Here is a 12594-nt window from a genome sequence, read left to right on the forward strand (position 1 = left end):
GTGGTAGAGACCAGCCGACATTCAGCTACGGAGGTCCGATGCACGACGAGAACGCCACCCCGACCCCTGACGCCACCACCCCCGACGACGGCACCGGAAGCACGGCGGGAGACGGCCACTCCCGCCGCACGGTGCTCCGCACGGCGGGCCTCGCCGGTGCGGGACTCGGAGTCGGCGCCTTCACCGGCGGCACGGCACACGCCGACACCCCTGCCGCGGCGGCCGCGGCAGCCCCGGCGTCGGATGCTGGGACGGCCGAGGCTCCCGCCCGCAAGGGCGACACCATGATCGGCGTGCCGTTCGAGCGGCGCTCCACGGTGCGGGTCGGGATCATCGGGCTCGGCAACCGCGGCGGCAGCATGATCGACCTGTTCCTCGCGATACCGGGCGTGCGCGTGGTCGCACTCTGCGACCCGGTCAAGGACAAGACTGCGGCCGCCGCGAAGAAGGTCACGGCCGCGGGCCAGCCCGCCCCCGCGACGTACACCAAGGGCGAGCACGACTACGAGAACCTGTGCAAACGCGGCGACATCGACTTCGTGTACGTGGCCACGCCCTGGGAACTCCACTTCGCCATGGCCAAGTCGGCGATGGTCAACGGCAAGCACGTCGGTGTGGAGTGTCCGATCGCCATGCGCCTGGACGAGCTGTGGCAGCTCGTCGACCTGTCCGAGCGCACCCGCAGACACTGTATGCAGCTGGAGAACTGCTGCTACGGCAAGAACGAGATGCGCGTCCTGCGCATGGCGCACGCGGGCAAGTTCGGCGAGCTGCTGCACGGAGCGGGCGCCTACAACCACGACCTGCGCGGTCTGATGTTCGACCCCGACTACTACGAGGGGCCATGGCGACGCCTGTGGCACACCAGGCTGCGCGGCGACCTCTACCCCAACCACGGCTTCGGCCCGGTCGCCAACTACATGGACGTCAACCGCGGCGACCGCGTCACACACATCTCCAGCTTCGGCACGCCCGCGCTCGGCCTCGCCGAGTACCGCAAGGCACACATGCCCGCAGGGGACCCGAGCTGGAAGGAGACGTACATCGAGAGCGACCGCACGATCAGTCTCGTCCAGACGGCGAAGGGACGGGTCATCCGTCTTGAGCATGACGTTTCCACGCCCCACCCGTACAGCCGCATCAACAGCCTCGGCGGCACGAAGGGCGTCTTCGAGGACTACCCCGCCCGCATCTACATCGAGCCGGACCACACGGACGACCGGTGGGCCGACTTCTCCAAGTACGCCGACTTCGACCACTGGCTGTGGAAGGAGCACTCCAACCCGCCCGGCGGGCACGGCGGCATGGACTACATCATGATCTTCCGGCTGATGCAGACCATGCAGCTCGGTCTGGTGCCGGACTTCGATGTGTACGACGCCGCGACGTGGACGGCGCCGGTGCCGCTGAGCCATCTGTCGATCAAGGCGAAGGGCGCGCCGCAGGCGATCCCGGACTTCACCCGTGGGCTGTGGAAGAAGGCGCGGCCGGGAATGGACTCGGAGAAGCCGAAGGCGTAGGGGCTCGGGCGGGCTCGGTGGCGGGGACCAGCCACCGAGCCCGCCCTCGGGCCTCGGCGTCCTCGCCGGTCAGCAGCGCCGGCGGTCCTCCGCCAGGGTTCCCTGGACGGTGGCGAGAGTCCGGTCGTAGCAGCCGGTGTCGCCGACCAGCCGGTAGCGCTCACGCGAGGTGCCGACGGCGTGCCGCTGGTCGCGCGGGACGTTGGCGGTGTACGTCGCGTCGCCGTCGTAGCGGTCGTCCAGCACCGACCAGCCGGTGCGCCGGTCACCCCGCTCCGTGACTCTCTCGGCGCGGTCCCCGAGGGAGATCTCGGTCCGCAGCCGGTCGCCGGCCCTGAGCGTTGTGGTGCCGTCCATGGTGTACGTCCGGTCGGTGCGCTCCGCGCGTTGGCCTGTCGTGACCGTCTCGCGGTCGGTCCAGGTGGCCTTGAGCGCGTCCGTCGACTCGCCGTCGGTCCAGCGGTGGACGGACGTGTTCGCGAGGGTGCGCGTCACGGTCGTCGCGACGCGGCCGTGCGAAGTGTTCACGTACCCGGAGACGCTCAGCCGGTGGCCGCCCTCCGTGTCGAGCCGGTGCGCCTTGCCGCCCGAACCCGGCGCGTAGGTCGACTTATTGACAAGGTCGCCCTCCTTGTGGCGGGTCAGGCTGCCCGTCACGTGGTCGCTCTTCTCGTCCTGCCAGACCAGAACGTTGACCGGCGTGCTCCAGCCGGTCTGTGCCTCGGGTACGCCGGCGACGGAGACCTCCACCCGGTGCGGGCGGCCGTCGTTGAGGATGCCCGCGAAGGGCGTCAAGTCGTACTCGATGGGCTTGATGTCGAAAGCGCGCGGCCCTGGGATCACGTACCAGAGAAAGGGGTTGGACCAGCCGCCGGTCCACACGGTCGGGAACGGCGCCGCGATGCCCGCCAGTCGGCCGTCGACCTTGACCTGGACCTCGCGGTAGGGGCCCTTGTCGGCCTTGCAGGAGTAGGGCGCGGCGTCGGGCACCGTCAGGTACCAGTACTCCTCGCAGCCTCCGCCGGATCCTGTGGCGTAGACCTCGGCGACGATGCGTTCGCTGTTGCGGGGGGTGGTGAGGGTGGTACCGGTGGGGCCGGTGGTTCCCTCGCCGAGGGGGATGATCCGGTCGGGCGTCTCGCGGGCGGCGGCGTCCGCCTTCCGCTGCTCGGCGGCACCCGCCTTTCGCTGCTGGTAGAACGTCAGCTTCACCTTGACGTCGATGATCCCGGTGTAGGTGTCGTTGACGACATTCCCGATGAGCATCTCGACCTGTTGGGCGCGGGCCAGGGTTTCGCTGTACCGCGTGACGTCCTTCTCGACGGACCAGGTGATGCCGTCGACCGACGGTTGCGGAGTCGACGTACGGAAGACTTCGACGCCCCCGATGCGGAGATAGCCGAGACGGTCGTACTGCCGCCCCTTGACCTTTCCGTCGAGCCGCAGGACCACCTTGCCCCAGTCGCCCTTGCCGCACTTCTCCGGAGGGGCGTAGTCGCCCTTGTACGGCGTGAAGTCCTTGAACTGCGCTTCGGCGACCGTCACTTCACAGGACTTGGTATGCGGTTTCGGCACGGGCGGCGCGGCGGTGACCGGGTCGTGCCAGTCGTTCCCGAACTCCGGTGGGGGTGTGGCGGCAGCGGCCGGGCCGGTGCCGGCACCGAGGAGGGTGCTCGCCGCGAGGGCCGCTCCGGCGAGCATGGACATGACGCGTCTTCTCATGGGGGCTTTCTATGGGCAGGCGCCGATCACCGCAATGGTGCCGCCGCTGCTCCGACCTCCCGGTGCCCTGGCCTCCCGGTTCCTCGGCCTCCGCACCCTGCTCAGGCCCGGAGGTTCGCCCTGTCACCCATCACCACGACCGGGTGCTGCTTCGGATCGAGCGTGCGCAGCAGGTGCTTCATGGCCGCCTTGGACAGGCTCACGCAGCCCGACGTGCCGCTGCCGTGGTCCATGTGCAGCCAGATGCTGCCGCCCTTGGCCTGCCCTTGCGGCCGCGTCGGGTCGTTCGGCGGGGTGCCCTTGGCGCGGTTGTAGTCGATGGCGATGACGTAGTCGAAGTCGTGCCAGTGCGTCTTGGGCCAGTAGTGCGGGGCCTGCATGGACACCGACTCCGTGTAGGGGAACTTGGCCCCCGGATCCGCGAGGACTCCGCCCGCGTCGGTCAGCGTGAACACGCCCACCGGACTGCGCTTGTCGTTCTCGCGGTGGTCGGTGGTCCAGCCCTTCTTGCCGTTGTGCGCGGGCCAGCTGCGGGCCTTCTCCCAGGTGGTGTCCTTGCTCCCCGACTTCGTGTAGAGCACGACGGTCGACTTCGCCGAGTCCTCACCGTCGCCGTAGACAGCTACGACCTGACGGGAGTTCCGAGGAATCTCGGACTGCAGGCGGTCACCGACGTCCGGAATGCGCCGGGGGTCGTCGGCCCCGTCCTGACCACCCTGACTCTGTCCTTCACTCTTGCCGTGCTCCGCGCCGGCGTCACCCTTCCGCGAACCGTCGTCGTTCCCACTCGCGCAGGACGTCAGAAGAACACCGCAGGCCGCTGCCGCGACCACCACTCGCACCCCACCGGCTATTCGCATCCGCCCATGGTCGCACCCGCTCCGCACTCCCCCCGCCCACCGCCACGGCGCACGCCGGGACCGGGCCGATTCTTTACCCCAGGGCGGAAAACCGTTTGCCTCCGACCACCGCGCGAGGCGAACCTTTCACGGTTTGTAACCGCCGTCCGCTCCTTCGAACTCCTCGTCGGAGCGACGCCGCCGCACCTAGTCCTGGGACGTCATGCAGATTCGCGACCTTCCGTATACCGACCCCGGTGTCCCCGATGTCCGGTCGGGGCCGCGCTTCCTGCTGTGGCTGGGCCGCAACCAGCTCGGTGGGCAGCTCAAGTCACTCGCCTGGGGCCTGCTGCACTTCAGCTCCATCGCGGGCCTGCCCTACATGGTCGGCGTCGCCGTCGAGGCCGTGCTCGACCGCTCCGGCGGCCGGCTCGCCCTGGCGGGCGCGCTGATCGGCCTGCTCGGCATCGGCATCGCGGTGGGCGACACCATGCTGCATCGCACCGCGGTCACCAACTGGATCATGGCCGCGGCGCGCGTGCAGCAGCTGCTCGCCCGCAAGACCGCCGCGCTCGGCTCCGCACTGACCCGGCGCGTCGCCGCCGGAGAGGTCGTGGCCGTCTCCACCGGTGACGTCGAGAAGATCGGATGGTTCGTCGAGGCGCTGTCGCGGTTCGCGGCGGCCGCGCTCACCGTCGTCCTGGTCTGCGTCGGTCTCGTCGTCTACCAGCCCGCCCTCGGTGTCGTCGTCGCCGTCGGCATCCCGGTGCTTGCGATAGCGGTGCTGCCGCTGCTGCCCCGCGCCACGCGCCGGGCGGACTTCCAGCGCGAGAAGGCGGGGCGGGCCACCGAACTGGCGTCGGACACCGTCGCCGGGCTGCGGGTGCTGCGCGGCATCGGCGGCGAGGAACTCTTCCTCGACCGCTACCGCCGTGCCTCGCAGGAGGTCCGCACCGCCGCGGTGCGCAGTGCCCGGATGTGGGCCGTCATCTCGGCGATCCAGATCCTGATGCCGGGGCTGCTGCTGATCGTGGTCGTCTGGCACGGCGTGCACCTCGCTCGCGAGGGCCGCGTCACGGTGGGCGAGCTCGTCACCGTCTACAGCGCCATCATGATGCTCAACTACCCGCTGCGGCACTTCGAGGAGATCGCCATGGCGTACTCCTTCTCCCGGCCCTCCGCGAAACGAGCGGCCCGGGTCCTCGCCCTGCAGCGGACGGCGCCGAAGGGTACGGACGCCGCAGATACAAAGTCTTCGGCGGGTGACCCGCCTGTTCCTTCCGGTGACCTGTACGACCCGGCGACGGGCCTGCTCGCCCCGGCGGGCCGCCTCACCGCCGTGGTGTGCGGCGACCCGGACGAGGCGGGGCGGCTCGCCGAACGGCTCGGCGGACACCCCGCGTTCGACGACGCCGCGGACCTGCCGTCCGTACGCCTCGGAGACGTACCGCTCGACGACCTGCCGCTGGACACCGCCCGCACCGCCGTACTGGTCCAGGACAAGGACCCCGTCCTGCTCTCCGGAACCCTTCGCGCCCTCCTCGACGTACCGGCATCGGGCGCGGTCAGCCCCAAGGAGGCGCTGACCGCCGCCCAGTGCTCCGACGTCCTGGACGCGCTCGCACAGGCGTCGGTGGACGACGACCCGATGGCCGCCCACCTCACGGAACGTGGCCGCTCCCTCTCCGGAGGCCAGCGCCAACGCCTCGCTCTGGCCCGTTCACTGGTCACCGACCCCGAGGCGCTCGTGCTCGACGAGCCGACGTCCGCCGTGGACTCGCACACCGAAGCCCGGGTCGCCGACGGCATCCGGCAACTGCGCCGGGGACGCACCACCGTGGTGCTCACCTCGTCACCGCTGCTCCTCGACCGTGCCGAGCGTGTCGTCTTCCTGGCCGACGGCGAGGTCGCGGCCGTAGGCGCACACCGGGAACTGGTGCACAGCGAACCGCGGTACCGCGCGGTCGTGACCCGCGAGACGGACACCGAACACACCGAACACACGGAACGTGTCGCCGCGGAGGCCCTGACCGGCCCCTCGGACGCCCTGGCGAATTTCGACATCGAGGAGACGGCATGATCGGCCTGGCGCCTCCGGCGTACGATCCGGCGGCCCCCACGACGGCGGAGACCCTGCCCGTCGGCTCGGCCACGACCGTGCGCGACTACGTTCGCGAACTGTTCCGGCGCCACCGCCGGGCCTTCCTCCTGCTCATCCTGGTGAACACACTCGCCGTCATCGCCTCGATGGTCGGCCCCTATCTCCTCGGCGGCTTGGTCGAGAAGGTCTCGGACGACACACGGGACCTCCACCTCGAACTCACCATCGGCCTGTTCACGGTGGCCCTCCTCGTGCAGGCCTTCTTCGTGCGCGAAGTGCGGCTGCGCGGTGCGATGCTCGGCGAAAGGATGCTGGCAGATCTGCGGGAGGACTTCCTCGTACGATCCGTCGGGCTGCCGCCCGGCGTCCTGGAGCGGGCCGGTACCGGCGACCTGTTGTCGCGCATCACCACGGACATCGACCGGCTGGCCAACGCCATGCGTGAGGCCGTGCCGCAGCTCGCCATCGGCGTGGTGTGGGTTGTGCTGCTGCTCGGCGGACTCGTCGTGACCGCGCCGCCGCTGGCACCCGCCGTGCTCGTCGCCGTGCCCCTCCTCGTCGTGGGCTGCCGCTGGTACTTCAAGCGGGCTCCCTCCGCCTACCGTTCGGAGGCCGCCGGATACGCCGCCGTGGCCGCCGCCCTCACCGAGACCGTCGACGCGGGACGCACGGTGGAGGCCCACCGCCTCGGCCGCCGCCGCGTCGAGCTCTCGGAGCGCCGCATCGCGGAATGGACCGCTTGGGAGCGATACACCCTCTACCTGCGGTCGGTCCTCTTCCCGGTACTCAACCTCACCCACACGACCGTCCTCTGCTCGACCCTGATGATCGGCGGAGTCTTCGTCCTCCAGGGCTGGATCGGCGTCGGCCAGCTGACCACCGGGGTTCTGATCGCGCAGATGCTCGTCGACCCGCTGGGGATCATCCTCAGGTGGTACGACGAACTTCAGGTCGCCCAGGTGTCGCTGGCCCGGCTCGTCGGCGTGCGCGACATCGAGCCGGAAGCGGGTGACCCCTCCGTGACTCCGGAAGGACGACATGTCCTCGCCGACGACGTCCACTTCGGCTACCGCGCGGGCGTCGACGTGCTCCGCGAGGTGTCTCTCGCCATCGAACCCGGTTCGCGCGTCGCGTTGGTCGGCCCGTCGGGCGCGGGCAAGTCGACCTTGGGCAGGCTTCTCGCCGGGATCTACGGACCTCGCACCGGTCATATCACCCTGGGCGGCGCCGCACTGTCGGACATGCCCGCGGAGGCGGTCCGCGCCCATGTGGCGCTGGTCAACCAGGAACACCACGTCTTCGTGGGCTCTCTGCGCGACAACCTCCTCCTCGCCAGAACCGGAGCGCGGGACGCCGAACTCTGGGCCGCACTCGGCGCGGTCGACGCCGCCGACTGGGCGCGTGGCCTCGACGAGGGACTGGACACCGAGGTCGGCTCCGGCGGGTTCGCCCTGACGCCCGCCCAAGCCCAGCAGATCGCCCTGGCTCGACTGGTCCTCGCCGACCCGCACACGCTGGTCCTGGACGAGGCGACCTCGCTCCTCGACCCGCGCGCGGCACGGCACTTGGAGCGCTCCCTCGCCCGCGTCCTGGACGGCCGCACGGTCGTGGCGATCGCCCACCGACTGCACACCGCACATGACGCCGATGTCATCGCGGTGGTCGAGAGCGGCCGGATCAGCGAACTGGGCAGCCACGACCAGCTGGTGGCGGCCGACGGCGCGTACGCGGCGCTGTGGCGGTCCTGGCACGGATAGGAAGGACTGGGCGTACGGGGAGGTGGGCGCGCTGAGCGCAGGGGGCCCTATTGGCCTCCGGGCGAGGGTAGTTAGGGTTCGTGGATGGCTGCATCGTCCACGGAACCCGGCGTCCCCGATCGGCGCGGGCCCGCCCGCTACCTCTGGTGGGTGACCGTCAGCCAGCCTCGCCGTGTGGCTGCCGGTGCCATGTTGGGCAGCGCGTGGATGGTCTGCCTGACGCTCCCCCCGTACGTCCTGTCGCGCGCCATCGACGAGGGCCTGCGGGCGGGTGACCGGTCCGCTCTGGTGGGCTGGTGCGCGGCCCTGTTCGGCATCGGAGTCCTGAACGCCTGGCTGGCGATCATGCGGCATCGCACGATGACCCGGATCCGACTCGACGCCTACTTCCGCACCGTGCGGGTCGTGGTCGACCACGCGACCCGGCTCGGCGCCGCGCTGCCCCGCCGCATCTCGGCCGGTGAGGTCGTCACGATCGGCCATTCCGACGTGGGTGTGATCAGCCAGACCCTCACCGTGACCGGGCCAGGCGTGGGCTCGGTGATCGCCTACTTCGTGGTGGCCGCGCTGTTGTTGTCCGTCTCCACGTTGCTCGCTGTGGTGGTGCTGGTCGGCGTGCCTCTGCTCGCCGTGCTGATCGGGCCGTTCCTCAGCCGGTTGCAAGGGGCCGAGACGGCCTACCGGGAGCGCCAGGGCGCACTCGCCGCGACACTCGGGGACCTCGCGGGCGGGCTCCGTGTCCTCAACGGCCTCGGGGGCAAGAGGGTGTTCGCGGCCCGCTACCGCGAGGGCTCCCGCCAACTGCGGGACGAGGGCTACCGGGTCGGGTCGAGCATGAGCTGGATCCAGGCCTTCGGTCTCGGCCTGCCGACCCTTTTCCTGGCCGCCGTGACGTGGCTCGCCGCACGCATGGCGGCGCAGGGCACCATCACTGTTGGCGAGTTGGTGGCCATCTACGGCTACGTCGCCGTGCTCGTGGTACCGGTGACTTTCTTCATCGAAGGCAGCTACGACATCGGCCGGGGCCTCGTCGCCGCGCGCCGGGTCGTCGACTTTCTGAACCTGGAGCCGCTGGAGCCGCTGGAGGTGCTGGAGCCGCAGGGCTGGGAGAACGGACATCCGGTGAACTCGGAGGCTCCGGTTCCTGCTTCCGCTTCCGCACCCGCACCCGCACCCGCACCCGCACCCGAGAAACCATCCGTGCTGCGCGACCCCGCATCCGGCGTCGAGGTCGCCCCCGGCCTCCTCACCGCGCTCGTCAGCGCTCGTGCGTCCGACGGCACGGAGATCGTCGATCGGCTCGGCCGGTTCGCTCCCTCCTCCGTCACACGGGGTTCGGTCCGCCTCGACGCCGTCGCGCTGGACGAGGTGCGGGCCCGGATCCTGGTGGCGGACAACGAAGCGGACCTCTTCGCCGGTACCTTGCGTGCCGCGATCTCCGGCCGCTGGGCTCCGGACGAGGACGCCATCGCCCACGCGGTCGAGGCGGCCATGGCTCGCGACATCGTCCTCGGCCTCCCGGACGGACTCGATGCCCTCCTCGACGCACAGGGTCGCAACCTGTCCGGCGGCCAGCGTCAGCGCGTCCGCCTGGCGCGGGCCCTCCTCGCCGACCCCGAGGTGCTCCTGGCGGTCGAGCCCACATCGGCGGTCGACGCCCACACCGAGGCGAACATGGCGTCCCGTCTCCGCGCCGCCCGCGACGGCCGCACCACTCTTGTCACCAGCACGTCTCCCCTCGTCCTTGACCAAGCCGATGTCGTGTACTACCTGGTGGACGGCTGCGTGGCCGCCGTCGGCCACCACGCCGACCTGCTGGCAGGTCATCCGGGCTATCGACGCCTGGTGTCGCGCGGGGCTGAAGAGGGCGACGAGGCGGAGGAGCAGCACACGCCACACGGACAGCAACGCCCCCAACCTCCCGCCGAGCCGACTCATGAGGCCCTCCGATGACGCCGCCCCGCCGCGAGAACGCGGCAGAGCCCGCGCCGGGGCACCTGCCCGTGGCCGACCGCCGCCAGGTCCGACGTGCCGCCATCCGGCTCATCCGGCGGGACACCGGCGCCTTCATCACCATGATCGTCTTCAATGCGCTCGCCGCGGCAGCGGGGCTCGTCGGCCCCTGGCTCCTCGGGCGCATCATCAACACGGTCAGGGACGGCGGGGGCGTCGACACCGTCGACCATCTCGCCCTCGGCATCCTTGTCGGCGCTTTCGCCCAGCTCCTTCTGGCGCGCCACGCCCGCTACCTCGCCCATCGCTTCGGCGAGCGGACCCTCGGCCGTATCCGTGAGCAGTTCGTCGACCGGGCCCTCGCCCTGCCGGCCTCCGTCGTGGAGCGGGCCGGAGCGGGCGATCTGACGGCCCGCGGCACCACCGACGTCGCGACCGCCGGGCAAATGCTGCGCGACACCGGGCCGGATGTCTTCGTGGCGGCCGTGCAAGCGCTTTTCATCCTCGGCGCGGTCTTTCTGCTGGAACCGCTGCTGGGTGTCTGCGGTGTGGTCGGGCTCACCGGCATCTGGTTCGCCACCCGCTGGTACCTGCGCCGTGCGCACTCCGCCTACCTCGAGCAGGGAACGGCCCACTCCGCACTGGCCGAGGTACTCGCGGCCACGGCCTCCGGGGCCCGCACCGTCGAGGCCCTGCGACTGCGCGAGCGTCGTGTCGCGGACAGTGAGGCGGAGATCGGACGGTGCGTCGCCGCCCACGACCGGACGCTGTTCCTGCGCAGCGTCCTCTTCCCCTCCATCGACATTTCGTATGCCGTCCCGGTCGTCGCCGTGCTGCTCCTCGGCGGGATCCTACACGAGCAGGGCTCCGTGAGCCTTGGCACGGTGGTCGCTGCGGCCCTCTACCTTCAGCAGCTCTCCCAACCGCTGGACACGATCCTCCAGCAGGTGGAACAGTTGCAGAGCAGTGGCGCCTCCTTCGCCCGGGTCGAAGGCCTGGCCGCCGCCCCGACGGGTCCCACCGGCGCCATCACTCCCCTCCTCCCCCACGGCGGCACCCCCGAGGACGACCGCATCGAGGTCAACGGCGTCCGCTTCGCCTACAGCGGCACCGCCGACGTCCTGCACGGCGTCGACCTCTCCGTACATCCTGGCGAGCGTCTCGCGATCGTCGGGCCCTCGGGGGCGGGCAAGAGCACTCTGAGCCGACTTCTGGCGGGGATCGACGCACCGGTCGAGGGCACGGTGACCGTCGGCGGCGTACCGATCGCCGACCTTCCGCCCGACCGGCTGCGCCGTCAGGTCGTCCTCGTCACCCAGGAGCACCACGTCTTCCTCGGCACTCTCCGGGACAACCTGATCATCGCGGCGGAGTCCGCCACGGACGTCGAGCTGAAGACCGCCCTCACCGCCGTGGGCGCCGACTGGTCCGACGGACTGCCGGACGGTCTGGACACCGAGCTGGGCCTCGGAGGCCATCGCCTGCACGGGGCGCAGGCCCAGCAGCTGGCCCTGGCCCGCGTCGTGCTCGCCGATCCGCACACGCTGATCCTGGACGAGGCCACCGCGCTTCTGGACCCGACGACAGCGCGCCACACGGAACGGGCCCTGGCCGCCGTCCTCCACGGACGCACCGTCATCGCCATCGCCCACCGGCTGCAGACGGCCCACGACGCGGACCGGGTGGCGGTCATGGAGGACGGCCGGGTGACCGAGCTCGGCACCCACGACGACCTCGTGACGGCCGGCGGCGCCTACGCCGCGCTCTGGCACTCCTGGCACGGCGAGCACCCGCCCACGACCTGAGCCGGCGTCGGCGTCGGCGTCCGCGTGGCCATGCTTAGGACGAGAGTCACGCCTCAGATGAAGTTGAGCGCCGCGGCGCCGCCCACTCCCCCGAGCAGCATGAACACCGGCATCAGCACCTTGAGCTCGATCCAGCTCCCGGCCCGGAACCGCATAGCCTTCGGGGGCCCGATCGGGTACCAGCGCTTGCGGCCGATCGGGATGGGCCACAGAATCGGGCACCCGGAGACGGTCAGCGCGTCCCCGATGTCGTGCACCAGCGCGCCGAGCACGATCGGCAGCCCCAGCCACAGGTACTCCTGGTCGGGCGCGGTGAACATCCAGTCGGAGCCGTTGCCCGGCTTGTCCAGGACACCGGCGAGGATCCAGGCGCTCGTCGCGGCGAGCAGCCACACCAGGACATCGCTGCTCGACCCGCGGGCGGCCCGCCACAGCAGGCCTTCGATGGCGAGCACCATATGGACGAAGAGGATCCCGAGCACCGCCCAGCGACCCCCGAAGATCGCCAGAGCCGACGCGCCCGCCCCTATCAGCACCGCCCACAGCCAGGTGTGCGTGAGTGTGCGGTGCCCGCCCGAGCGACGCGGGTCCCCCTGCTTGCGGGTCGCCTTGTAGACGGCGTACGAGAGTTTGTCGACGATCTCGCACAGCCCCCGGGACAGCGGCCCGAAGGCCCGCGAGATGGTCGCCGACTTGTGGTCGAGGTCGGGCGCGAGTGCCGCTCCGGCGCAGATCAGCGCTCCTACGAGGAGAACCGGCCAGGGCATCGTGTGCCCCGCGGCCGCTGCCGCGGCACCGACCCCGAGCCAGGCCGCCGCCCCCGACAGTGAGTGTGCCGGTCCCATCATTGGTGTTGCCCGCCCCATTTCCATTGTTCTGACGCCCCGTTGGCGACAC

8 protein-coding genes are annotated in these 12594 nt (G+C 70.8%); 5 read left to right on the top strand and 3 right to left on the bottom strand.

Annotated elements, in window-relative coordinates:
• Nucleotides 1-38 precede the first annotated feature (38 nt).
• Nucleotides 39-1520: a Gfo/Idh/MocA family protein gene (locus tag ACZ56E_RS12460; protein WP_471213623.1), complete on the top strand. Its 1482-nt coding sequence runs from the start codon at nt 39-41 to the stop codon at nt 1518-1520.
• Between the two features lie 69 nt (nt 1521-1589).
• Here the strand turns inward: ACZ56E_RS12460 and ACZ56E_RS12465 are convergent, their stop codons facing one another.
• Nucleotides 1590-3242 carry a peptide-N4-asparagine amidase gene (locus ACZ56E_RS12465; RefSeq protein WP_471213625.1) on the bottom strand — a complete coding sequence of 551 codons (1653 nt, stop codon included), beginning with the start codon at nt 3240-3242 and terminating at the stop codon, nt 1590-1592.
• Between the two features lie 101 nt (nt 3243-3343).
• Nucleotides 3344-4078, bottom strand: a complete 735-nt coding sequence (locus tag ACZ56E_RS12470; protein WP_471214087.1) for a L,D-transpeptidase family protein — start codon at nt 4076-4078, stop codon at nt 3344-3346.
• Nucleotides 4079-4304: 226 nt separating this feature from the next.
• On the opposite strand from ACZ56E_RS12470, the gene ACZ56E_RS12475 reads away from it, so the two are divergent.
• The 4 genes from ACZ56E_RS12475 to ACZ56E_RS12490 all read left to right on the top strand — a co-directional run bounded on the left by ACZ56E_RS12475 (nt 4305) and on the right by ACZ56E_RS12490 (nt 11697).
• The gene (locus ACZ56E_RS12475; protein WP_471213626.1) at nt 4305-6161 is read left to right on the top strand and encodes an ABC transporter transmembrane domain-containing protein; all 1857 of its coding nucleotides are present in this window, start codon (nt 4305-4307) and stop codon (nt 6159-6161) included.
• Nucleotides 6158-7939, top strand: a complete 1782-nt coding sequence (locus ACZ56E_RS12480; RefSeq protein ID WP_471213628.1) for an ABC transporter ATP-binding protein — start codon at nt 6158-6160, stop codon at nt 7937-7939. The genes ACZ56E_RS12475 and ACZ56E_RS12480 overlap by 4 nt, the downstream gene beginning before the upstream one ends.
• A gap of 84 nt (nt 7940-8023) precedes the next feature.
• A complete protein-coding gene (locus tag ACZ56E_RS12485) occupies nt 8024-9892 on the top strand; it encodes an ABC transporter transmembrane domain-containing protein (protein WP_471213629.1) in 1869 nt (622 codons plus the stop codon).
• Nucleotides 9889-11697 carry an ABC transporter ATP-binding protein gene (locus tag ACZ56E_RS12490; protein ID WP_471213630.1) on the top strand — a complete coding sequence of 603 codons (1809 nt, stop codon included), beginning with the start codon at nt 9889-9891 and terminating at the stop codon, nt 11695-11697. The genes ACZ56E_RS12485 and ACZ56E_RS12490 overlap by 4 nt, the downstream gene beginning before the upstream one ends.
• Before the next feature lie 53 nt (nt 11698-11750).
• Here the strand turns inward: ACZ56E_RS12490 and ACZ56E_RS12495 are convergent, their stop codons facing one another.
• On the bottom strand, nt 11751-12545 hold the full coding sequence (locus ACZ56E_RS12495; protein WP_471213631.1) for a metal-dependent hydrolase: 795 nt from the start codon (nt 12543-12545) through the stop codon (nt 11751-11753).
• Nucleotides 12546-12594: the final 49 nt, after the last annotated feature.

It is taken from the genome of Streptomyces sp. NPDC039480 (assembly GCF_055597165.1).

Coding starts and splice junctions, on each gene's coding strand:
- ACZ56E_RS12490 (WP_471213630.1), top strand. CDS start 9,889: ATGACGCCGCCCCGCCGCGAGAACGCGGCAGAGCCCGCGCCGGGGCAC.
- ACZ56E_RS12465 (WP_471213625.1), bottom strand. CDS start 3,242: ATGAGAAGACGCGTCATGTCCATGCTCGCCGGAGCGGCCCTCGCGGCG.
- ACZ56E_RS12485 (WP_471213629.1), top strand. CDS start 8,024: ATGGCTGCATCGTCCACGGAACCCGGCGTCCCCGATCGGCGCGGGCCC.
- ACZ56E_RS12480 (WP_471213628.1), top strand. CDS start 6,158: ATGATCGGCCTGGCGCCTCCGGCGTACGATCCGGCGGCCCCCACGACG.
- ACZ56E_RS12495 (WP_471213631.1), bottom strand. CDS start 12,545: ATGATGGGACCGGCACACTCACTGTCGGGGGCGGCGGCCTGGCTCGGG.
- ACZ56E_RS12460 (WP_471213623.1), top strand. CDS start 39: ATGCACGACGAGAACGCCACCCCGACCCCTGACGCCACCACCCCCGAC.
- ACZ56E_RS12475 (WP_471213626.1), top strand. CDS start 4,305: ATGCAGATTCGCGACCTTCCGTATACCGACCCCGGTGTCCCCGATGTC.